Origin of the sequence: Cellulomonas hominis, assembly GCF_014201095.1 — a bacterium.
Lineage (GTDB): Bacteria > Actinomycetota > Actinomycetes > Actinomycetales > Cellulomonadaceae > Cellulomonas > Cellulomonas hominis.
The window spans coordinates 2,875,635-2,897,387 of the sequence record NZ_JACHDN010000001.1 but is presented as its reverse complement, the minus strand read 5'-3'; the positions used below and the strand labels follow the sequence as shown (position 1 = coordinate 2,897,387).

Genomic DNA, 21,753 nt, shown 5'->3' with positions numbered 1-21,753 from the left:
TCCAGGTCGCGGGTCACACGGCGGGGTCGTCGCCGCGCAGCACGGCCGCCGCGGCGACGGCCCGGCGGCGCACGTCCGCCAGGTCGTCGCCGGTGACGGTGACGTGCCCGAGCTTGCGGCCGGGGCGCACGCCCTTGCCGTACAGGTGCACCTTCGCGCCCGGGTCGAGCGCGGCGACCTCGGCGAGCCCGTCGGTGAGCACCGCGCGGGACGAGCCGAGGACGTTGGCCATCACGGTCCACGGGGCGCGGGCCTCCGTGGCGCCGAGCGGCAGGTCGAGGACCGCCCGCAGGTGCTGCTCGAACTGGCTGGTCACGGAGCCGTCGATGGTCCAGTGGCCCGAGTTGTGCGGGCGCATCGCGAGCTCGTTCACCAGCACCCGGGGCTCGCCGCCGTGCGGGTCGGCGACCTCAAACAGCTCGACGGCCAGCACGCCGGTCACGCCGAGGCCCTCGGCGACGGTGCGCGCGATCCGCTCGGCGGCCGCGGCGGTGCGCGGGTCCAGGTCCGGCGCGGGGGCGACCACCTCGGCGCACACGCCGTCGCGCTGCACGGACTCCACGACCGGCCAGGTACGCACCTCGCCGGACGGCGTCCGGGCGACCAGCGCGGCGAGCTCGCGGGTGAACGGCACCCGCTCCTCCGCGAGCAGCGGCGCGCCCGTGCCGTCCGCGGCGGCGCCGAGCCAGTCGGCGGCCTCGTCCGCCGAGCGCACCACGCGCACGCCCTTGCCGTCGTAGCCGCCGCGCGCCGTCTTCACGACCGCCGTGCCGTCGCCGGCCGCGAGGAACGCCGCGAGGTCCTCCGGCCCCGACAGGGCCGCCCACCGCGGGCACGGGACGCCGAGCGCGGTGAGCCGGGTGCGCATGACGATCTTGTCCTGCGCGTGCACCAGCGCGTCCGGCCCGGGGTGCACGGCGACGCCGCGGTCGACGAGCTCGGTGAGCAGGCCGTTCGGCACGTGCTCGTGCTCGAACGTGAGCGCGTCCGCGCCGACCACGAGCCGCTCGACGGCCACCGGGTCGGACGCCGCGCCGACCGGCGCGTCCACCACGACCTGCGCGGCCGACGACACCGCGTCCTCCACGAGGACCCGCAGGTGGACGCCCAGCGCGGTCGCCGCGGGTGCCATCATGCGGGCGAGCTGCCCACCACCGACCACTGCCACCACGGGTGCTGCCACGACGCAGGAGCGTAACGGACCTCGCCCAGCGCGCCCCCAGCCGAGGGGTCTACCGTGGCCCGGTGCCCGTCTCCCCTGCGCCCGGCGGCGTGCTCGACACCCCCGGGACCGGCCCCGGCCGCGGTCTGCGCGACCGCCTCCGGGCGCCGCTGCGCGCCCGCGTGCTCGAGCTCGCCCGGTTCGGCTCCGTCGGGACCGTCGCGTTCGTCGTGGACATGGGGTCGTACAACCTGCTGCGCTTCGGGCCTGCGGACCTGCTCCACGACAAGCCGCTGACGGCGCGGGTCGTCGCCGTCGCGCTGGCGACCCTCGTGTCCTGGCTGGGCAACCGCCACTGGACGTTCGCGGACCAGCGTTCGCACCGCCGAGGACGCGAGCTCGCCCTGTTCACCGTCATCAACCTCCTCGGCATCGCGGCGACGGTGGGGACGCTCGCGTTCTCGCACTACGTGCTCGGCCGGTCCGGGCCCTTCGCCGACAACGTGGCGAATCTCGTCGGCATCGCCCTCGGCACGGTGGTGCGCTACGTCGGGTACAAGCTCTGGGTGTTCACGGGTCCGTCCGGCCCGCCCACAGCGCTCGCCCAGGTGGGTCACAGCGCACGGCACGCGGTCGAGTTGCGGGAAGGTCCCGACCGAGGTACCTGACATGTCTGTATGCTTCCCCCGAGAATCGCCATGGGGGCGCCCACGACTGCCGATCAGCGTGCGCAATCCGCTCGTCAGGGCCGGGCCCCGGTTGGCACCGAAGCAGGGTGAGGTGTACGGCGCGTGTCCGATCGAGTTCTCGTCACCGGCGCATCCGGGGTCGTCGGCCGAGCCGTCGTCGCCGAGCTCATCCGGACGGGCTACGACGTCGTCGGCACCGCCAGCTCCGACGGCGACCTCCGCCGGGTGGAGGACGCGACGCAGCTCGTCGAGAGCAACCGGCCCGACGTGGTCGTCCACCTCGCTGGGCGCGTCCACGGGCTCATGGGGAACATCGCCGCTCAGGGCCGGGCGTACCTCGACAACGTGCAGATCAACACGAACGTGATCGAGGCCGCGCGCGCCGCCGGCGTCCGCAAGGTCGTGGCCATGGGCTCGACCGCCGTGTACTCCGACGTCGTCCCGCTGCCGATGCGGGAGGCTGACCTCTGGCGCGGGGCCCCGCACGGCTCCGAGTTCGGCTACGCCCACGCGAAGCGCGCGATGGTGGCGCAGCTCGAGGCGTACGCCCAGGAGTACGGCATGAGCTACGCGTTCGTCGTCTCGACGAACCTGTACGGCCCGGGCGACAAGTTCGACGAGGCGCACGGCCACGTGCTGCCGTCGCTGGTCTCCAAGTTCCACCGCGCCGTCCGGGACGACACGCCGGTCGAGGTGTGGGGCACCGGGACCCCGACGCGCGACTTCCTGTTCGCGGACGACGCGGCGCACGCGCTCCGGCTCATCCTCGAGAGCGGCACCGGCGTCATCAACATGGCGACCGGGACCTCCGTGACGATTAAAGAGGCGGTCGAGACGCTCGGCGAGGTGTCGGGCTTCCGCGGCGAGGTGCGGTGGGACTCCACCAAGCCCGACGGGCAGCACGCCCGCGCCTACGACACGACCCGCCTGCGCGAGCTCGGCTGGGCACCACGGCACTCCCTCGGTGAGGGCCTCGCGAAGACCTACGCGTGGTACGCGGCGAACGCCGCGACCGCGCGCCGATGACCCCTCCGACGGACGCGAAGGCGACGACCGTGACGACCACCGAGCACACCCCCGTGACCAGCGCCCCGAGCGCGGCCGACCTCGAGCTGAGCGCCTACTGGCAGGCGGGGTTCGAGGACTCCCGCCAGATCGCGTGGCTCAGCGCGCAGGCCGTCAACCTGCGCCTCGAGACCGCGCACGCGCAGGCCGAGCTCGCACTGACCCAGGCGCGCCTGGCGGACGCCGAGGACCGCGCGGCCCGGCAGTCCGAGGCGGCCGCCGCGCTCCACCGCGAGATCCTCGCGATCCGGTCCAGCCGGTCGTGGCGGCTCATGGCGCCGCTGCGCGCCCTCGGCCGGCTCGCGCGACGGGTGCTCGGCAAGTGACGGCTCCCGCCGGCACGGCGGCGGTCTGCGTCGTCGGGCGCACCGACTTCCACTCCGGCATGGGCACGGTCACGGCCGCGGCCTGCGAGGCCCTGGCGCGCAGCTTCCCGGTCGTCCTGCTGCCGACGCGCGACTTCGCCGCGTCCGCGGGCCGGGACGTCCAGCTCCCCTCCGGGCGCCGCATCCCGGTCGTGACGTCCAGCGAGGGCTACCCCGTCGTGCTCTACGCCGACGTCCTGTGGAACGGCGCATTCGACTTCAACCACCGCCTGGTCCCCGACTCCGGCGCCCTGCGCGTCGCGCACATCCCGTACGACTCCGACGAGCTCCCGCCCGAGTGGGTCGACATCCTCAACGACCGGTTCGACGCGGTGCTCTTCTCCTCTGCGCACCTGGAGCAGGTCGCGCGCGCCTCGGGGGTCCGCTGCGCCGTCGGGACCCTGCCCATCGCGCTCGAGCTCGAGCGCCTGCTCGCCGCGCCGTACCGGCGCCCGGCGCCCGGCACCACCGTGATCGGCTCGCTGTCGGCGTTCCACGACCGGAAGAACCTCGAGCCGCTGGTCGAGGCGTTCGTCGCCGCGTACGGGTCGGACGAGTCGGTCCGGCTGCGCCTGCACTCGAACCTGGCGATCGGCGGCGTGTACGAGCGGGTCACCGCGCTCGCGCGGACGGCGCCGGCCCAGAACGTCGAGATCACGCACGGCAACCTCAGCGTCGCGGAGCGCGACGCCCTGCTCAGCTCCTTCGACGGCTACGTCAACTGCTCGAGCGGCGAGGGGTACTCGATCGGGCCGCGCGAGGCGCTCGCCCTCGGGAAGCCCGCCGCCCTCTCCGACATCGGCGCGCACGCCGACCTCCAGGGCCTGCCGGGCGTCGTCCCCATCGCCCCGGCCGGGCGCATGCCCGCGCGGTACGCCGAGATCGACAACCGCGTGTTCGGCGCGCAGTCCATCGTCACGGCCGAGGCGATCGGTGCCGCCCTCGTCGAGCTCGTCGGCTACTGCCGCTCGGCCGACCTCGTCCCGGACGCCCCGGTCCGCCGGCAGCGCGCGGCGGAGTTCACGCTCCGGACGCTCACCCCGGCCTACGAGCGGCTCGTCGACCCGGACAGCGCAGCCGTGCGCCCGCGCGTGCCGGCGTCGCCCTTCACCCGGCTGGACGAGGTCGCGCCCCTGGCCCGGGCGGCCACCGGCCGGCACGCTCGACGCGCACGGCCGCGTGGACGCCTCGTCGTGCCGCTGCACGACGGCGGGTTCTTCTCGATCTTCAACACCTACATGACCCACCTGGTCTGGGGCCTGCGCGACGAGCGCGTCGGCATGGTGCTGCCGCACTGGGACGTCACCGGGCTGCTCGAGCGGTCCGAGGGCCGCCTGACCAGCTACTGCTACAGCAACCCCGGCGACGGCAACATGTGGCTCAAGCTCTTCGAGCCGCTGTACGACCTGACCGCCGCCGAGATGGAGGACCCGGCATTCCTCGCCGACGGTGCCTTCCACCCCGCCGACCTGCACAACGCCGGCCGCGAGCCGCTGCTCACGCACATCAACGCGTACGAGCTGTACCGGCGCCCCTGGTTCCCGCGCTTCCGGCAGCAGTACCACGGCATCCTGTCCGACCACGTGCGGCTCCGCCCGGAGCTCCGCACGGAGCTCGACGGGCGGCTGGCGCCGTTCCGGGACGACCGTCTGGTCGTCGCGGTCCACGTCAAGCACCCGAGCCACGCGGTCGAGCAGCCGGGCCTGGTGATGGCGAACCACCAGACCTACGTGCGCGAGGTCGAGGCGGTCGTGCGGGAGCGCGGCGTGGCTGTCGGCTCCGACGACTGGCGCGTCTTCGTCGCCACCGACCAGGAGCGGGTCGTCGACCTGTTCCGGGAGACGTTCGGGGAGCACGTCATCGTGTTCGACGACGTGGACCGCGTCGAGACCGCCACCGACGAGGAGTTCGACCGGCTCGACCGGGACGAGCAGCTCCGCGAGGTGCACCAGCTCCAGCACCTGCGCGCCGCGGACGGCAGCCAGAGGTCCTGGCGGCTCGCCTGGGAGGTCTGGCGCGACGCGGAGGCCATGGCGGCCTCGGACGCGCTGCTGCACGTCGTCAGCAACGTCTCGACCGCGGTGTCCTACCTGGGCACGCGCGTCGAGATGCGGTACCTGGCCCCGTAGCACGTCGGGGTCGGTGCGCCGCCGGCGCGCCGACCCCGACGGCGCGTCACTCCGCGAGCAGCGCGCCGAGCCGGGCGGGGTCGCGCTCGCCCTCCGCCACCGCGGCGTGCAGCGCGAGGAGGCGGTCCGACCCGGTGAACGCGGCGGCGTCCGGCGCCGGCGCCGTCCGCACGGCCGCCTCGCGGGCCCCGGTCGCCGCGGCGTGCAGCGCCCACAGCAACCCCGCGATGTCGTCGTCGTACCCCACGGCACCGGAGAGCCCGTAGTCGATCAGCCACCCGCCCTCGTCGTTCGCGACGATGTTCCACGAACGCACGTCGTTGTGGAACAGCCCCGCGCGCCGCAGCTCGGCGAGCGTGCGGAGCACGTCCCGCGCGACCCGCTCCACCTCGGGCAGCGCGAGCGGTCCGGCGGCGCCGAGCAGGGCGCCCGGCGTCCGGCGGAAGGCCAGCCGCGCCGACGTCGCGTCGACGTCGAAGGCGACGAGCTCCGGCGCGCGGTAGACGTCCTCGAGCGGCAGGACCGACGTGAAGAAGCTCAGCTCGTTGACGATCTGCCGCCAGTTCGCGGGCTGGGCCTCGTCGAACCAGTACTGCTTCACCACGTGGTCGGCCGACGTGTAGTAGTGCCGGTAGGCCTTGGCCGAGCCGATCGGCGCGCCCGGGTACGGCTCCTGGCGCTGCTCGTCGTACGGGAAGGAGCGGCCACCGACCGTGACGACCTGCCGCCGGCGGGCCACGACGAGAGGGCGCTCGTGCGCCGACAGGTGCGTGCCGTGGCTGCCGAGCACCTCGAGATCGAGCTCGTCCCGCACTAGCGCGAACACGTCGAGCGGGTCCTCCGGCTGGGCCGCGTCCCAGTACAGGTCCGGGTCCTCGCCCTTCGCCGCGAGCTCGACCACCATCACGGGGGCCCGCTCGAACAGCGCGGCCACGATCCGCTGGGCCGACTCCAGGCCCTCGATCGCGATGACGTGGTGCAGGACCGAGAGCGCGAGCACCACGTCGAAGCTGCCGGTCGGGACGGCCTCCACGGTGGCTTCGTCGATCGTGCGCTCGTGGAACTCCGCGCGGACGCCCGTGATGTCGGAGATCAGCCGGGCGATGGCGACGTTGTCCGGCTTGAAGTCCCATCCCGTCGACTTCGCGCCGCGATCCGCGAGGTACAGAGCGAAGTAGCCGAGCGACGTGCCGAGGTCCAGCACGCGCAGGCCGCCCACCGCACCTAGGGCGCGGGCGATCTGCTCGGCCCGGTCGCGCGACTCGCGCTGCGGGGTCGCGACCAGGCCGGCGAGGCCGTACGTCGGCTGGTAGTGCTCGACGCGCGAGAGCAGCCCGCGGAGGACGCCCAGGCGGTTGTCGATCGTCTGCTCGCCGAGGGTCTCCACCACGCCGTTCGTCTGGTCGACGACCTTGCGCACCTCGACCACGGCACCGTGCAGGTGCGCCGCGTCCTCCGCCGCGACCCGCCGGCCCTCGGAGACCGACCCGCGCAGGTGCGCGAGCTCCTCCCGGGCCTCGAACACCGACCCCCGCAGGTGCGCGAGCTCCTCCCGGGCCGCGTGCACGGCCCCGGACACGTCGGCGAGCTGTGTCCGTGCCGCGTGCACCTCGTCGGCCGCCTCCCGGACCAGTTCGTCGACCCGGGCCAGCTCGGAGCGGACCTGCATCACGTCCGCGGCGAGGTCCGCCATCTTCTTCATCGCGCCCTGCTCCGTCTCGTGTCCGTCCCACCAGACGGGGACCGTGCCGAAGACTATCGTCCCGGCCCCGGGCGGTGGGCGGCCCGCGCCCGGCGGCTACGCGCTGGCGCGCGGGCGGGCGACCAGGCTCGTGACCGCGAGGAGCACCACCGCCGCGACGGCCACGCCGACGACGTACCCCGGCGTCAGCGCCGACGGCACCACGAGCGCCACCGCGGCGAGCCCGGCGATCACGACCCGCACCAGCGTCCGCTGCTCGTCGAGCCACACCCCCACGGGCCCCGTCGACACCCCGTGCCGGTCCCCCGCCCCGCGCAGCCAGCCGGCCCCGCGCGCCCACGACGCGCGCAGCGCCCGCGCCGCCGCGGTGTCCCCGGCGACGAACGCGACGACGGCCACGACCAGCCCGAGCACCAGCGCCGACCGCAGCGCGATCCGCAGCAGCGACACCACCTGGTCGTAGACCACCACCGCGGCGTCCGGCCGCTGCACCTCGGGCGGCAGCGAGTTCACGTACACGGACCGCCCGACCGTCAGCGCGAGCCCGAGCAGCAGCATCGAGGCCGCGAGCGCCAGCCCCGCGACCACGAGCGCCCGGGCCTTGTGCCGGGAGAGCAGCACCCCGCCGGCCAGCAGCGCGAGCGCCACCCAGACCAGCCACGTGCCGAGGACGTCCACGAGCTGGTAGACGTTCTGGGCCCGCACCAGGTCGGCGCTCTGCATGAGCGGGAAGGTCGCGTTGATCTGCGGCAGCCGGTCGACGATGGTGAACCCGGCGTCCGAGAGCTGCTGCCGCACCGCGTTCACGACGTCGGTGAGGTCGACGGTGAGCGTCCCGTCGGCGCTGATCGACGCGACGGCGTCGGGGTCGCCGCGCAGCACCGCGTTCAGCTGGTCGTGCACGGTGCGGTTCGCGGTGGTCCACACGGTGTCGAGCACGTCGGAGGTGACCACCCGGTCCACGGCCTGCCGGATGAAGTTCGTCGCCGCGCCGACCAGCGGGCCCTGCAGGGACTCCACGGCCCCGGAGACCCGCGGTGGCAGCCCGAGGCCCGCCACCGCGCCCGTGGCGTCGGCGGCCAGCTGGTCCAGGTCGATCGCCTCGACGATCGCCCCGGTCACGCGGTTGGTGACCGCGCTCTGCACCTGCGGGTCGTCCACGAGCGGGCCGACGGTGGCCAGGTACCGGTCGGTGTCCGTGACCAGGCCGCGCGCCCAGGTGGCGACCACCGCGACCGGCGCGAGCAGCGCGCCGAGCAGGATGAGCACCACCGCGGCCGACGCCCGGCCTGGGCGGCGTCGGGGGCGCGGCTCCGCGGCGACCGGGCCGGCGGGGGCCGGCGGGGCCGCACGCTCGGCCCGCAGCTGCGCGTTCTCGGCCTCCAGCGCCGCGAGCCGGGCGGTCAGAGCCGCCACGTCGGGCGGGCCGGTCGTGACGCCGGGCTCTCCGTCGTGCGTCTCGCCCATGTCCTCACCCCGTCCGTCCGCAGCCGCGCGGGGGGCGTGGCACCGCCCCCACCGGCGAACGTACGCGCCCGGGGGCGCGACGCATCACCCGCTGCGGGGTACTCAGCGACGGCGGCGCGTGCGCTCGACCCGGGGCGAGATCACCGAGCCGCGCGGCAGGACGACGTCGGGAGCCATCGCCGCGGGGACGCCGGTGAGGAACAGCGCGAACACCGCGGGACGCCGCTGCGCGAGCTCGAGACGCGCACCGTCGGCCGACGCGAGGTCGCGGGCCAGCGCGAGCCCCAGGCCGGTGCCCTGCCCGGAGGTGACCTCCCGCTCGAAGATCCGGGGCGCGAGGTCGTCGGGCACGCCGTCGCCCTCGTCCGCGACCTCGACGACGACCGCGCCCGACGCGCCCTTCCGGGACCGGACCGTCGTGGTGCCGCCGCCGTGCCGCAGCGAGTTCTCGATGAGCGTGGCCAGCACCTGCGCCAGCGCGCCCGGGGTCGCGAGCACCTGGGCGTCGGCGTCTACCTCGATCGCGAGCCGCCGGCCCGCGGCCTCGAACGTCGGGCGCCACTCCTCCTCCTGCTGGTGCACGACGTCCACCAGCCGCACCGCCTCGGTGGTGCCGCCCTGCGCGCGCCGCGACCGGGTGAGCAGGTCGTCGACGACGGTGACCAGCCGCTCGACCTGCTCCAGCGAGATCCGGGCCTCCTCGCGCACCGCGGCGTCGTCGGAGGCCAGCATGATCTCCTCGAGCCGCATGGTCAGCGCGGTCAGCGGGGTGCGGAGCTGGTGCGAGGCGTCCGAGGCGAACTGCCGCTCGGCCGCGAGCCGGCCGGCCATCCGGTCGGCGCTGCGGGCGAGCTCGGCGGCGACCAGGTCGATCTCCTCCACCCCGGACGGCTCGAGCTGCGGCCGGACCTGCCCCGAGCCGAGCTGCTCCGCCGAGGCCGCGAGGTACACCAGCGGCGCGGCCAGCCGGTTGGCCTGCCAGATCGCCATCGCGATGCCCGCGGCGAACGCCACGAGCGCGGCCGCGACCACCAGCCCCATGATCTGCGCGCTCATGAGGAACACGTCCCACCACGGCGCGTACATCGTGATCCGCGCCCCCGTGGTCGAGGTCTCGGTGATGGTGATCGACCGCTCGGGCACCTCCGGGCCGGCCTGGTAGCGCGCGCCGTCACCGGCGATCACGAACAGGCTGACCGGGACGCCACCGCCGCGCTCGACGTACGGCTCGAGCATGTCGTCCGAGAGCGGCGAGCCCTCCTGGACCCGGTTGTCGATCGCGCGCGCGAGGTCGGACGCGCGGGTCTCCAGGGACCCGATCTCGTTGTCGCGGACGTACTGGGCGCCCAGGAACGCGAGCGGGAAGCCGAGCAGCACGACGGCGACCGTGACGGCCGCGATGGTGGCCTGCAGGACGCGGCGGCGCACGGGTCAGCCCCGGACGCCCTCGCCCGACTCGAACCGGAAGCCCATCCCGCGCACGGTGCTGATGTACCGCGGGGCGCTCGCGTCGTCGCCGAGCTTGCGGCGCAGCCAGGACACGTGCATGTCGAGGGTCTTCGTGGAGCCGGTCGGGTCGGAGCCCCAGACCTCGCGCATGAGGGTCTCCCGGGCGACGACCGTGCCGACCGCCCCGACGAGGACCCGCAGCAGGTCGAACTCCTTCGCGGTGAGGTGCAGCTCGCGGTCGCCCTGGAACGCGCGGTGCGCCGCGACGTCCACCCGGACGTCCTGGCCGCGCAGCTCGTCCTCGTCCGGGGTGTCGCCACCCGTGCGCCGCAGGAGCGCCCGGACGCGGGCCAGGAGCTCCGCCAGCCGGAACGGCTTGGTCACGTAGTCGTCGGCGCCGGCGTCGAGGCCGACCACCAGGTCGACCTCGTCGGCCCGCGCGGTCAGCACCAGCACCGGGGTGGTCAGCCCCTGGTTGCGGATGGCCCGCGCCACGTCGAGCCCGTCCATGTCCGGCAGACCGAGGTCGAGCACCACCAGGTCGGCCTCGCTCGCGCGGTCGATGGCCCCCTGACCGGTGCCCTGCACCCGGACGTCGTACCCCTCACGGCCCAGCGCCCGCGCCAAAGGCTCGGCAATCGCCGGATCGTCCTCCGCCAGCAGCACCTGGGTCATTGCGCCATGTTAGGTCACGGAACGGTCTTGTCCACGGCTCGCGGGGGTATCGGTTCCGCCGGGTCGCCCCCGGGTGGGCGCGGATCGTCCCCGGGGCGGACCCGGGTAGGACCTCGGTCCGCCCCCGGGGGCACGCGCCGCCCCGTCGCGCCCGCCTACGCTGGCGCGATGACCTGGTGGGAGCGCCTCACGCGGTGGGAGGAACGCCACCAGCTCGGCATCGACCTGACCCTGGTGCTGGCCACCGGGGCGTTCGTCGTCCCGCTGTCCGCGTCGATCGCGAGCTCGTACGGCGAGTCGGTCGCCACGGGCCTGCTGTGGTCGAGCCTGCTGTGGCTCCCGCTCGGCTGGCGACGGCGCAACCCCGTGGCCTCCGTGGTGCTGGTGTACGCGGCCGGGCTCGCGCACGTCGTCGCCGGCGCGGCCACGTTCCTGCCCACCGACCTCGCTGTGCTGGTGGCCCTGTACTCGGTCACCCTGCACGGGCCCCGGTGGGCGCACCGCACGGCGATCGCGTCGGCCCTGGTGGGCAGCCTGCTCCTCGCCTCCGTGATGGTGATGCAGGTGTTCGGCGTGACCGGCGCGGCGGACGCCGCGGCGTCCCTCGTGGCGATCTGGGCGTTCTGCTCCGTCTGCGCCCTGGCCACGTGGGCGTTCGGGCTCATGCGCCGGGCGCGCCGGGAGACGATCGGGGCGCTGCGCGACCGCGCCGAGCGCCTCGAGGTCGAGCGCGACCAGCAGACCCGGATCGCCACGGCCGCCGAGCGGACCCGGATCGCGCGCGAGATGCACGACATCGTGGCGCACTCGCTGTCGGTCATCATCGCGCAGGCGGACGGCGGCCGGTACGCCGCGGCGGCCGACCCGGACGCCGCCACCCGCGCCCTGTCGACCGTCTCCGAGACCGGACGGGCGGCGCTGGCCGACATGCGCCGGCTGCTCGGCGTGCTGCGCGAGCCGGACGGGTCGCCCGGGGACGCGGCCGCCCCGTTCACGCCCCAGCCGGCCGCCGAGGACCTGGAGACCCTGGTCGAGCAGGTGCGCGCCTCGGGCGTCCGGGCCTCGCTCGTGCGCATGGGCACGCCCCGGCCGCTGCCGCCCGGCGTCGGGCTCGCGGTCTACCGGATCTGCCAGGAGGCGCTGACCAACGTCCTCAAGCACGCCGGCCCCGACCCGACGGTCACGGTGCTCGTGCAGTGGCAGCCCGCGGGCCTGGTGCTGGAGGTGACCGACGACGGCCGCGGAGCCGCCGCCGACTCCGACGGCGCCGGGCACGGCCTGGTGGGCATGCGCGAGCGCGTCGCCATGATCGGCGGGCGGTTCACCGCCGGGCCGCGCCCCGGGGGCGGGTTCCGGGTGCGCGCCGAGGTGCCGCTGCCGGCCGGCGCGTCCGCCTAGGCTGGCCGCCATGACCGAGACGATCCGCGTGGCCGTGGTGGACGACCAGCAGCTCGTGCGGGCGGGGTTCCGGCTCGTCATCGACTCCCAGCCCGACCTGTCCGTCGTCCTCGAGGCCGGCGACGGGGCGCAGGCCGTGCAGGCCCTCACCCCCGGCACGTCGCAGTCCCGGCTGGTCGGGCCGGTCGACGTCGTGCTCATGGACGTCCGGATGCCGACGATGGACGGCCTGGCCGCCACCGAGCGGATCGTCGCCGCCGGCACCCCGGAGCAGCCCGCGCCGCGGATCATCGTGCTCACGACGTTCGACCTGGATGAGTACGTGATGTCCGCGATCCGGGCCGGAGCCAGCGGGTTCCTGCTCAAGGACGCCCCGCCGGAGGACATGCTCGCGGCCATCCGCACCGTGCACCACGGGGACGCGGTCATCGCGCCCTCGTCCACCCGCCGCCTGCTCGAGCACCTCGTGACCGCGCTGCCCGCGGAGCACCCCCGCTCCGACGCCGCGGACGAGGCGCTCGCGTCGCTCACGGAGCGGGAGCGCGAGGTGCTGGTGCTCATGGCGCGCGGCCGGTCGAACACGGAGATCGGGTCCGACCTGTACGTCGCCGAGGCCACCGTGAAGACGCACGTCGGGCGGATCCTGGCCAAGCTCGGCGCCCGCGACCGGGTGCAGGCCGTCGTGCTGGCGTACGAGACCGGTCTGGTGGTCCCCGGCTCCTGACCCGACGCCGGTCGGTCCCCGCGCCCCGTCGGTCCGACCCCGGGATGACGTGGGGTCCGGACCCCGGGTGGACGACGCGCCCCACCCCCGCTCCGTAGCGTCGAGGACGTCAGCCCGCCGACTCCCAGGAGCACGCACCGTGGACCCGAACCTGCCCACCCCCAGCACACCCGCCAGCCCCGGCGCCCCCGCCGTCCGCGCCCGCGGCCTCACCAAGGTCTACGGCCGCGGCGAGGCGGAGGTCCGGGCGCTCGCCGGGGTGGACGTGGACTTCGCCGCCGGCCAGTTCACCGCGATCATGGGGCCGTCCGGCTCCGGCAAGTCCACGCTCATGCACGTGCTCGCGGGCCTGGACGCCGCCACCGCGGGCTCCGCCTTCCTCGGCGCGACCGACGTCACGACCCTCGGCGACGACGCCCTCACCCGGCTGCGCCGCGACCGCGTGGGCTTCGTCTTCCAGTCCTTCAACCTGCTGCCGATGTTCACCGCCGAGCAGAACATCCTGCTGCCGCTGGAGCTCGCCGGCGCGAAGGCCGACCGCGCGTGGTTCGACACGCTGGTGGCCACGCTCGGCCTCGGGCAGCGCCTCACGCACCGGCCGTCCGAGCTCTCCGGCGGCCAGCAGCAGCGCGTGGCCATCGCCCGCGCGCTCATCGCGAAGCCGGAGGTCGTGTTCGCCGACGAGCCCACCGGCAACCTCGACTCGCGCGCCGGCGCGGAGGTGCTGAGCTTCCTGCGCCGCTCGGTCCGCGAGCTCGGGCGCACCGTCATCATGGTCACGCACGACCCGACCGCCGCCGCCTACGCCGACCGCGTCGTGCTGCTGGCCGACGGGCGGATCGCCGGCGACATCGTCGACCCGACGCCCGAGGCGGTCCTCACCGGGCTGGACGCCCTGCGCCAGCTCGAGGTCGCCGAGGTCGCGGCGAAGGCGGGTGCGTGATGTGGCGGCTCACCCTGGCGCAGATGCGCCGGAGCCTCGGCCGGCTCACCGCGGCGGGCATCGCCGTCGCGATCGGCACCGCGTTCGTCGCCGCGACGCTGCTCGCCGGTGACGTCATGCGGCGGATCTCCTACGACTCCATCACGGCGTCGTACGGGTCCGCCGACCTGGTCGCGAAGTCCCCCCAGGCGATCGACGACGCGACGCTGGACGCCGTGCGCGCCCTGCCCGGCGTCGCCGGCGCGGACCCGCGGCTGCTCGTGTCGTCGCTCGAGCTCTCCGCCGGCGACAAGGCGATCACGCAGGCGCTGCTGCCGCTGCCCAGCGACCCCGCGTTCGACACCCAGCAGGTCACCGCCGGCGCGGCGCCCGCCGCGGACGGGGAGATCTCCCTGCCGGAGCGCGCGGCCGAGCGCCTGGGCGTCGCGGTCGGCGACGAGGTGACGGTCACGTACTACCGCTGGGCGGAGGTGGAGGCGCACGCGGGGGCCGACGACGCGGAAGGGGACGCCGGGGCGGACGACGCGAGCGGCGTCGACGCGACCTGGCGGCAGGACACCGAGCGGGTGACCGTCGTCGGCCTGACCACCGACCCCACGTCCGCGTGGGCGCAGTTCGGCGGCGCCGCCATGGGCACCACCGCCGACGCGCTCCGCTGGTCCGGCTGGGCCACGGGACCGGGGACGCCGACGCTCGCGGACGCGGGCACCGACCAGCTCCTCCTGGCCCTCGCCCCCGGCGCGGACACCGAGCAGGTGCGCACGGCCGTCGCGGACGTGCTGTCCACCGGAGGGGACGACGCCGTCGTGCTCACCCGGGACGAGGCCGCCGAGCGGTCGATCTCCGGGGACTCCACGGGGCCGATCCTCGTCGTCGTGCTCGCCTTCGCCGCGGTCGCGATGATCGTGGCCGGTCTCGTCATCGCCAACACGTTCCAGGTGCTCGTCGCGCAGCGCACGCGCACCCTGGCGCTGCTGCGCTGCGTCGGCGCCGTGCGGTCGCAGGTCCGGCGATCCGTGCTGCTGGAGGCGACGCTGCTGGGCCTGGTCGCGTCCGTCGCCGGCACGCTGCTCGGCACGCTGCTGGTGCAGATCGCGCTGTGGGTCATGCAGGGTGCCGACCTGCCGTTCCCCGTCCCGTCCGTCGTCCGGCCGACCGTGGCGGCCGTCCTCGCGCCGCTGGCCGTGGGCGTGGTCGTCACCGTGCTCGCCGCGCTCACCCCGGCCCGGGTCGCGACGCGGGTCGCCCCGATCGCCGCCCTCCGCCCGGCCGACGCCCCGGCTGCGGACAGCCGCTCCGGCCGGGTCCGGCTGGTGCTCAGCTGGCTGCTCGTGGCCGGCGGCGTGCTGCTGCTCGGTGGCGGCGTCGCCCTGGCGGAGAAGCTCCTGATGGCCGCGGTCGGCATCGCGATCCTCGGCGGGCTGCTGTCGTTCGTCGGCCTGCTCGTCGGCTCCGTGTTCTGGATGCCGAAGGTCGTGGCCGCGATCGGCCGGCTCGCGGGGCGCGCCGGGATGCCCGCGCGGCTCGCCGCGGCGAACACGGGCCGCAACCCGGCCCGCACGGCGGCGACCAGCACGGCCCTGCTCATCGGCGTGACCCTGGTCGCCATGATGAGCACCGGCGCGGTGACCGCCCGCGCCACCCTGGACGGCGAGCTCGACAGCCGGTTCCCGGTCGACCTGCAGGTCGCGACGCCCACCTCGGTGGACGCCGACGGCCGGTCGGTCACCGACCCCCTGCCGGCCGGGACCGTCGACCGCCTGGCGGACGTGCGCGGGGTGGACGCCGTGGCGGCCGTGTCCAGCGCCGAGGTGCACCTCGGCGGGCCGGCCGACACGTCGTCGACGCTGCGCGCGCTGGACCCCGGCGACGCCGCGGACGTGCTCCGCAACCCGGACGTCGTCGACGCGCTCACACCGGGGATGCTCCTGGTCTCCAGCGACCTCGCGGCCACCGCGGGGATCGCCGACGGCGACAGCGTCCCCGTGACCCTCGCGGACGGCCTGACCGGCGAGGCGGCGGACGGCTCGCCGACCGTCGACCTGACCGCGGAGGTGCTCCCCCTCGGCGACTGGATCGTCCTGGTCACCCCCGGGACGCTCGAGGACCTGGGCACGTCCGGGACGCCCGGCACCGCCTGGCTCCGGGTCGCGGACGTGAACGACTCCGGCGCCGTCGTGCAGGACGTGCAGGACCTCACGGCGGACTCCACGCTCGACATCTCGGGCGCGGCGATGGAGCGGGCGCTGTACCAGCGGGCCATCGACACGGTGCTCGCCGTGGTCGTGGGGCTGCTGGCGGTCGCGGTCGTGATCGCGCTGATCGGCGTGACCAACACGCTGTCGCTGTCCGTCATCGAGCGGCGCCGGGAGTCGGCGACGCTGCGGGCTCTCGGCCTGACCCGCCGCCAGCTGCGGGCCTCCATGGCGGTCGAGGGCGCGCTGATCGCGGGCGTCGGCGCGGCGGTGGGCGTGGTGCTCGGCCTGGCCTACGGCTGGCTCGGGTCCACGGCGGTCCTCGCGGGCGTCGCCGACCTCGAGCTGCGCGTGCCGTGGTCCGACCTCGGCGGGGTGCTCGTGGTCGCGCTGGTCGCCGGCGTGCTCGCGTCGGTGCTGCCGGCGCGGAGCGCGGCCCGGACGCCGCCGGTCGCGGCGCTCGCCGTGGACTGACGAGGGGTTCCGGGAGACCGGGACGACGGCCCCGTCCGGCACGCGCCGGGCGGGGCCGTCGTCGTCCTAGCGGCGCTCCCCGGCACCTCCGGCCGTCCACGCGACCACCGGCGGGACCACGACGAGCACGGCGGTCACGACGGCGAGGACCAGGACCACCACGAACCACGCGGCGACCCCCGATCCGAGCCACCCGACGGCGAGCACGACCAGCAGGATCTGCACGGTCAGCACCGGGGCGCGGCCCCAGCGGTGCCCGCCCAGCAGCGCCCGTGCCGCCCCGGCCAGCAGCGCCGCGACACCCAGCGCGAGCACCGCCATGAAGGCCACCGGCCCCGGCAGCGACGTCCCGCGCACCAGGCCCACCACCAGGGCGAGGGCGACGCCGAGCAGCGCGACGGCCTGGACCAGCACGAGGGCGGACAGGACGCGGACGGCGGCGGGCGGCCGGGCGGGGGCGGGACGCGGCGAGGTCACGACGCGACCCTACGCGGCGGGCCCGCGCGAGCGGTCGGGGGCCGCGCCGCGCGCCGGGTCGGGCGCCCGGGGTGAAACGCGTTCGTCGTTCCCGCAGGTCGGAGCGGGGCGGGGCCGCAGGAAGGGACGTTGGTCCCGGCATCCGAGCCGGATTGGCACTCGCCGCCCCTCAGGGAGTAGCGTGCGCCTTCAGGCGTCCAGGATCCCCACAGGTGTGACCGACGCCTCAGCCGTTACGCGCAAGAAACCTGCGCGTAACCCCTTGTGCGCTGTTCGCTGCCATGTGAATCTAGTTCGCAGCAGTTCGAATCCCGAGCGCCGACGCTCACGCCCCCGCGAATCTTCGTGCGTCGACGTGTGCTTCTGCGCCCCCCGCTTGCGCCACCCCAGCCCCCTGGCCGTGGTGCGCCCCTGTGCTGAGGAGTGTTCGATGGATTGGCGCCACCGTGCAGCGTGTCTGACCGAGGACCCGGAGCTGTTCTTCCCGATCGGCAACACCGGCCCGGCCCTGCTGCAGATCGAGGAGGCCAAGGCCGTCTGCCGGCGCTGCGACGTCGTCGACACCTGCCTGAAGTGGGCCCTCGAGTCCGGCCAGGACGCCGGCGTCTGGGGTGGCCTGTCCGAGGACGAGCGCCGCGCGCTCAAGCGCCGCACCGCCCGCCAGCGCCGCGCCGGCTGACCCGCCCCGCGACACCCACGACGCCCGCCGCCCCGACCGGGGCAGGCGGGCGTCGTCGCGTCCGGGCCCGGCAGGCGCTGCCCGCGGGCAGCGCCTGCCGGCGAGACTGCAGTACCTGCGCGCTCCGGGGCGCCGAACCCCGCACCTGCTGCAACCTCGGCGCCGAGACTGCCGTACCTGCGCGCGTCCGCGCGCCGGACCCCGCACCTGCTGCAACCTCGGCGCCGAGACTGCCGGATCCGCGCGGACGCGGGGCCCGGACGCAGTCGGATCCTGCAGCCTCGGCGGCGACGCGACGCGACGCGGGCGCGCGGCGGGCGCGACGCGGCGCGGCGCGGCGCGATGCGGGCGCGCGGCGGGCGCGGTGTGGCCGGCGCGAGGCGGCGCGGCGCCCGGGCGCGTCAGGCGACGGTGTTCGCCTCCCGGCCCGGGGCGCGCAGCGTCGCACGCAGCGTGACCTCCGTGCCCCCGCCCGCGCGGGGCGACCAGGCGATCGACCCGCGCAGCTCGTTGGTGACCAGCGTCGACACGATCTGCGTCCCGAGCCCGGTGCCGGCGCCCGCGTCGGCCGGGATGCCCGCGCCGTCGTCCGCGACGGTCACCGTGAGGTCGTCCTCCAGCCGCTCGGCGGTCACCTCGACCGACCCGGACTCGCGGCCCGCGAGCCCGTGCTCGACCGCGTTGGTGACCAGCTCGGTGAGCACGAGCGCGAGGGCGGTGGCGTCCTCCGCGGACACCGGCCCGAACGTCCCGCGCACGACGGTGCGGACCGACGCCCCGGCGGACGCGACGTCCGCCGCGAGCCGCAGGGACCGGCCGACCAGCTCGTCGAACTGCACCGTCTCGTCGAGCGTCTGGGACAGCGTCTCGTGCACGAGCGCGATCGTCGCGACCCGGCGCATCGCCTCCTCGAGGGCGGCGCGGGCCTCCGGCACGTTCATCCGGCGGGCCTGCAGGCGCAGGAGGGCCGCGACGGTCTGCAGGTTGTTCTTCACGCGGTGGTGGATCTCGCGGATCGTCGCGTCCTTGGTGATGAGCTCGCGCTCCCGGCGCCGCAGCTCGGACACGTCGCGGCACAGCAGCACGGCGCCGATCCGCTCCCCCTCCTCGGTGAGCGGCACCGCGCGCAGGGACAGGGCGACGCCGTGCGCCTCGATGTCGGTCCGCCACGGCGCGCGTCCCATGAGCACGAGCGGCATCGACTCGTCGACCGCGGACTTCTGCTCGATCAGGTCGGCGACCACCTCGACCAGGGAACGGCCCACGAGGTCGTCCATCGCGCCGAGCCGGTGGAAGCAGGACAGCGCGTTCGGGCTGGCGTACAGCACCTCGCCCTCGGAGTTCAGCCGCACCAGGCCGTCCCCGACGCGCGGCGCGCCGCGGCGCGGGCCGGTCGCCGCGTTCGGCAGCGGGAACTCGCCGCGGGCGATCATCCCCATCATGTCGTCGGCGGCCTCGACGTAGTTCAGCTCGAGGCGGCTGGGCGTGCGCGCGCCGCCGAGGTTGGTCTGCCGGGCGATGACCGCCACGGCACGCCCCTCGCGCACGACGGGGACCGCCTCCTCGCGCACGGCGTAGGAGCCGAACCATCGGGGCTCGCGGGACCGCTGGGCGCGGACCTCGGTGAGCGAGCGCTCGAGCTGCGGGCGCTGACCGTCGGGGGCCCGGGATCCGACGACGTCGTCGTAGTGCACCGTGGCGCCGGTGCTGGGCCGGCACTGGGCGATCGCGACGAAGTCGCCGTCGTCGGTGGGCAGCCACAGCACGAGGTCGGCGAAGGCGAGGTCGGAGATGACCTGCCAGTCCCCGACCAGCAGGTGCAGCCACTCGAGGTCCGCGGCGTCGAGGTGGGCATGGCGCTGCGCGAGCTCGCTCAGGGTGGACACCGCACAAGGGTAGGTGGTCGGACCGGTGGTTCTCGTGCCGCGCACCGGCGTCCCGGCGGATAATGTCGGTCGGACCGCGCCCCGCGCGACCGCCCGCGCCCCGGAAGGACCCGAACGCCCGTGCACCTGCAGGTCACCCTCTCCGTCCCCACGGACGCCCGGACCGCGGGCAGGATGCTCGCGGATCCCGTGTACGTCCGCGCCAAGGTCCGCGCGAGCGGCGCCGAGGACCTCCAGGTCGACGTGACGCCGGGCGAGGAGGGCGCGTTCACGGTCACCACCCGGCGCGCGCTGCCGACCGACCAGATCCCGCCGAACGTGCGGGCCTTCGTCGGCTCGACCCTCGAGGTCCGCCAGGCCGAGGCGTGGGAGCCCCCCGCCGCCGACGGCGGCCGCCGCGGGACCGTGGCGGTCGAGATCGCCGGTGCGCCGGTGCGGCTGACGGGGACCGTCGTGCTGGCCGGCGCCGGCGGCACGTCGACCATCACGTACGACGGCGACCTCAAGGCGCACGTGCCGCTGTTCGGCGCCGCCGTGGAGGAGGCCGCCGCGAAGGCGGTCCGGGGGGCGCTGCAGGCCGAGGAGGCCGTCGCGCGGGAGTGGGTCGCGAGCGCCACCGAGGCGTAACGATTCCGTAACGCGTCCGCGACCCGCAGCGCTCTGACCTGCGGCGATGCAGTCATGGGATCGCTTCCACACCCCGTTCGGACGCGTCGCGGCTTGACACCCTTCCACGATCCGGACGAGAGTGCGGAACAGGTCGTGAGAGCGCTCCCGCAGCGCAGCTTGGGAACGCTCTCACCCCGGACGCCGACAACGGCGTCCTCGCTGCGACGGCGAAGTCGCCGTCCGACTGACGAGGGAGTCACAGTGCGCATCAGCACGCGCAAGACCTGGATGGCCGTGGCCGGAGCGACGGGCGTGGCCCTGCTCGCGACGGCGTGCGGCGGGGGCTCGTCCGACGACGACGCCGCCGGCGGCGACGAGGGTGGCCAGATCACGCTGACCATCTCGACGTTCAACCAGTTCGGGTACGAGGACCTGCTCGACGAGTACATGGAGCTCAACCCGGACATCAAGATCGAGCACAACAAGTTCGCGAAGTCGGACGACGCCAAGGAGCAGTTCCAGACGGCGCTCGGCGCCGGCTCGGGCCTCGCGGACGTCGTGGGCGTCGAGGTCGACTGGCTGCCGCAGATGATCCAGTACTCGGACCAGTTCACCGACCTGACCAGCGACTCGGTCGAGGGCCGCTGGAACAAGTGGACCACCGACCAGGCCACCACCCCCGACGGCGCGCTGCTCGGCTACCCGACGGACATCGGCCCGGAGGCCATCGCCTACCGCGCCGACCTGTTCGCCGCCGCCGGCCTGCCGACGGACCGCGAGGAGGTCGCCGAGCTGTTCGGCGGCGCCGACGCCACCTGGGACGACTTCTTCGCGGTCGGCGACCAGTTCATGGCCGCCGGCACCGGCCCGAAGTTCTTCGACTCGGCCGACGCCCTCGCCCAGGGCATGATCAACCAGGTCGAGGTGCCCTTCGAGGACCCCGACAGCGGCGAGATCATCGCGCTCGACAACCCCGAGATCCGCGACATCTACGACACGATCCTGTCGCACGAGGACCAGTCCGCCGGCCTCAAGCAGTGGGAGGAGGACTGGACGAACGCGTTCCAGACCAACGGCTTCGCGGTGGCGCTCGCCCCGGCGTGGTTCCTCGGCAACATCGAGGGCAACGCGTCCGGCGTCGAGGGCTGGGACATCGCCAACGTCTTCCCCGGCGGCGGCGGCAACTGGGGCGGCTCGTTCCTCGCCGTCCCGGCGATGTCGGAGCACCCGGAGGAGGCCCAGGCGCTCGCCGACTGGCTGACCGCCCCGGAGCAGCAGCTCAAGGCCTTCGCGGTCAACGGCAACTTCCCGAGCCAGATCGAGGCGCAGCAGTCGGACGAGCTCCAGGGCATGACCCGCGAGTTCTTCAACGACGCGCCGACCGGCCAGATCTACACCGACCGGTCCGCGGCCATCTCCGTCGCGCCGTACAAGGGTGAGAACTACTTCACCATCCGCACCGGCCTGTCCGACGCCTTCAACCGCGTCGACGTCGACAAGTCGCAGACCCCCGAGGAGTCCTGGAAGGGCTTCGAGGAGGCCGTCGCCGCCATCGGCTGACACACCGCCTGACCGGACCGCCGGGAGCTCCTCCTCCCGGCGGTCCGGTCCGCCCGGTGCGGGAACGTCCCGCGCCCGCACCGCCCGATCCGCCTCGTCCCGCAC

At 75.0% G+C, this 21,753-nt stretch carries 18 protein-coding genes; 11 read left to right on the top strand and 7 right to left on the bottom strand.

Translation table 11 applies throughout. The features are described from left to right. Positions 1-13: 13 nt before the first annotated feature. Entirely contained in the window at positions 14-1,183 is a 1,170-nt protein-coding gene (locus HNR08_RS13625; RefSeq protein ID WP_146840347.1) for a 5-(carboxyamino)imidazole ribonucleotide synthase, read from the bottom strand. A gap of 62 nt (positions 1,184-1,245) precedes the next feature. On the opposite strand from HNR08_RS13625, the gene HNR08_RS13620 reads away from it, so the two are divergent. The 4 genes from HNR08_RS13620 to HNR08_RS13605 all read left to right on the top strand — a co-directional run bounded on the left by HNR08_RS13620 (position 1,246) and on the right by HNR08_RS13605 (position 5,410). Then, entirely contained in the window at positions 1,246-1,830 is a 585-nt protein-coding gene (locus HNR08_RS13620; RefSeq protein ID WP_246803176.1) for a GtrA family protein, read from the top strand. A gap of 123 nt (positions 1,831-1,953) precedes the next feature. Continuing rightward, a complete protein-coding gene (locus tag HNR08_RS13615; RefSeq protein WP_146840349.1) occupies positions 1,954-2,877 on the top strand; it encodes a GDP-L-fucose synthase family protein in 924 nt (307 codons plus the stop codon). Then, complete coding sequence (locus HNR08_RS13610; RefSeq protein ID WP_146840351.1) at positions 2,874-3,242, top strand: hypothetical protein; 369 nt, start codon at positions 2,874-2,876, stop codon at positions 3,240-3,242. Before HNR08_RS13615 ends, HNR08_RS13610 begins: the two co-directional genes overlap by 4 nt. Continuing rightward, positions 3,239-5,410: a glycosyltransferase gene (locus HNR08_RS13605; RefSeq protein ID WP_146840353.1), complete on the top strand. Its 2,172-nt coding sequence runs from the start codon at positions 3,239-3,241 to the stop codon at positions 5,408-5,410. The genes HNR08_RS13610 and HNR08_RS13605 overlap by 4 nt, the downstream gene beginning before the upstream one ends. A 46-nt stretch (positions 5,411-5,456) precedes the next feature. On the opposite strand, the gene HNR08_RS13600 is transcribed toward HNR08_RS13605, so the two are convergent. The 4 genes from HNR08_RS13600 to HNR08_RS13585 all read right to left on the bottom strand — a co-directional run bounded on the left by HNR08_RS13600 (position 5,457) and on the right by HNR08_RS13585 (position 10,703). Further along, positions 5,457-7,112, bottom strand: coding sequence for a methyltransferase domain-containing protein (locus HNR08_RS13600; protein WP_146840355.1), 1,656 nt, complete (start codon positions 7,110-7,112; stop codon positions 5,457-5,459). A 96-nt stretch (positions 7,113-7,208) separates the two neighbouring features. Next, positions 7,209-8,579 carry a hypothetical protein gene (locus tag HNR08_RS13595; RefSeq protein ID WP_146840357.1) on the bottom strand — a complete coding sequence of 457 codons (1,371 nt, stop codon included), beginning with the start codon at positions 8,577-8,579 and terminating at the stop codon, positions 7,209-7,211. 102 nt (positions 8,580-8,681) lie between these two features. Next, the gene (locus HNR08_RS13590) at positions 8,682-10,007 is read right to left on the bottom strand and encodes an ATP-binding protein (protein ID WP_146840359.1); all 1,326 of its coding nucleotides are present in this window, start codon (positions 10,005-10,007) and stop codon (positions 8,682-8,684) included. Positions 10,008-10,010: 3 nt separating this feature from the next. Then, the gene (locus HNR08_RS13585; RefSeq protein ID WP_146840360.1) at positions 10,011-10,703 is read right to left on the bottom strand and encodes a response regulator transcription factor; all 693 of its coding nucleotides are present in this window, start codon (positions 10,701-10,703) and stop codon (positions 10,011-10,013) included. Between the two features lie 168 nt (positions 10,704-10,871). Here HNR08_RS13585 and HNR08_RS13580 point away from each other — a divergent pair, with 168 nt between their 5' ends. The 4 genes from HNR08_RS13580 to HNR08_RS13565 all read left to right on the top strand — a co-directional run bounded on the left by HNR08_RS13580 (position 10,872) and on the right by HNR08_RS13565 (position 16,437). Continuing rightward, positions 10,872-12,101, top strand: coding sequence for a sensor histidine kinase (locus HNR08_RS13580; RefSeq protein ID WP_183835058.1), 1,230 nt, complete (start codon positions 10,872-10,874; stop codon positions 12,099-12,101). A 10-nt stretch (positions 12,102-12,111) separates the two neighbouring features. Beyond that, positions 12,112-12,825: a response regulator gene (locus HNR08_RS13575; protein ID WP_146840835.1), complete on the top strand. Its 714-nt coding sequence runs from the start codon at positions 12,112-12,114 to the stop codon at positions 12,823-12,825. Between the two features lie 139 nt (positions 12,826-12,964). Continuing rightward, the gene (locus HNR08_RS13570) at positions 12,965-13,768 is read left to right on the top strand and encodes an ABC transporter ATP-binding protein (RefSeq protein WP_146840836.1); all 804 of its coding nucleotides are present in this window, start codon (positions 12,965-12,967) and stop codon (positions 13,766-13,768) included. Next, positions 13,768-16,437 (top strand): ABC transporter permease, encoded by a 2,670-nt coding sequence (locus HNR08_RS13565; RefSeq protein ID WP_146840837.1) that lies wholly within the window; start codon positions 13,768-13,770, stop codon positions 16,435-16,437. Before HNR08_RS13570 ends, HNR08_RS13565 begins: the two co-directional genes overlap by 1 nt. A gap of 66 nt (positions 16,438-16,503) precedes the next feature. Here the strand turns inward: HNR08_RS13565 and HNR08_RS13560 are convergent, their stop codons facing one another. After that, positions 16,504-16,914, bottom strand: coding sequence for a hypothetical protein (locus HNR08_RS13560; RefSeq protein ID WP_246803225.1), 411 nt, complete (start codon positions 16,912-16,914; stop codon positions 16,504-16,506). A gap of 430 nt (positions 16,915-17,344) precedes the next feature. Here HNR08_RS13560 and HNR08_RS13555 point away from each other — a divergent pair, with 430 nt between their 5' ends. Continuing rightward, on the top strand, positions 17,345-17,593 hold the full coding sequence (locus HNR08_RS13555) for a WhiB family transcriptional regulator (RefSeq protein WP_122151410.1): 249 nt from the start codon (positions 17,345-17,347) through the stop codon (positions 17,591-17,593). A 401-nt stretch (positions 17,594-17,994) separates the two neighbouring features. Here HNR08_RS13555 and HNR08_RS13550 read toward each other — a convergent pair whose 3' ends face one another. Next, positions 17,995-19,479, bottom strand: a complete 1,485-nt coding sequence (locus HNR08_RS13550; RefSeq protein WP_146840572.1) for a sensor histidine kinase — start codon at positions 19,477-19,479, stop codon at positions 17,995-17,997. A 120-nt stretch (positions 19,480-19,599) separates the two neighbouring features. Between HNR08_RS13550 and HNR08_RS13545 the strand changes: the two genes are divergently transcribed. Beyond that, entirely contained in the window at positions 19,600-20,106 is a 507-nt protein-coding gene (locus HNR08_RS13545) for a DUF2505 domain-containing protein (RefSeq protein ID WP_146840573.1), read from the top strand. A gap of 243 nt (positions 20,107-20,349) precedes the next feature. Next, the gene (locus HNR08_RS13540; protein WP_246803196.1) at positions 20,350-21,648 is read left to right on the top strand and encodes an ABC transporter substrate-binding protein; all 1,299 of its coding nucleotides are present in this window, start codon (positions 20,350-20,352) and stop codon (positions 21,646-21,648) included. The last annotated feature ends 105 nt before the right edge of the window (positions 21,649-21,753 follow it).

Bases quoted from the DNA above. Each gene is read 5' to 3' on its own strand.
- HNR08_RS13575 (WP_146840835.1), top strand. From the start codon at position 12,112: ATGACCGAGACGATCCGCGTGGCCGTGGTGGACGACCAGCAGCTCGTG.
- HNR08_RS13610 (WP_146840351.1), top strand. From the start codon at position 2,874: ATGACCCCTCCGACGGACGCGAAGGCGACGACCGTGACGACCACCGAG.
- HNR08_RS13600 (WP_146840355.1), bottom strand. From the start codon at position 7,112: ATGAAGAAGATGGCGGACCTCGCCGCGGACGTGATGCAGGTCCGCTCC.
- HNR08_RS13585 (WP_146840360.1), bottom strand. From the start codon at position 10,703: ATGACCCAGGTGCTGCTGGCGGAGGACGATCCGGCGATTGCCGAGCCT.
- HNR08_RS13565 (WP_146840837.1), top strand. From the start codon at position 13,768: ATGTGGCGGCTCACCCTGGCGCAGATGCGCCGGAGCCTCGGCCGGCTC.
- HNR08_RS13595 (WP_146840357.1), bottom strand. From the start codon at position 8,579: ATGGGCGAGACGCACGACGGAGAGCCCGGCGTCACGACCGGCCCGCCC.
- HNR08_RS13555 (WP_122151410.1), top strand. From the start codon at position 17,345: ATGGATTGGCGCCACCGTGCAGCGTGTCTGACCGAGGACCCGGAGCTG.
- HNR08_RS13580 (WP_183835058.1), top strand. From the start codon at position 10,872: ATGACCTGGTGGGAGCGCCTCACGCGGTGGGAGGAACGCCACCAGCTC.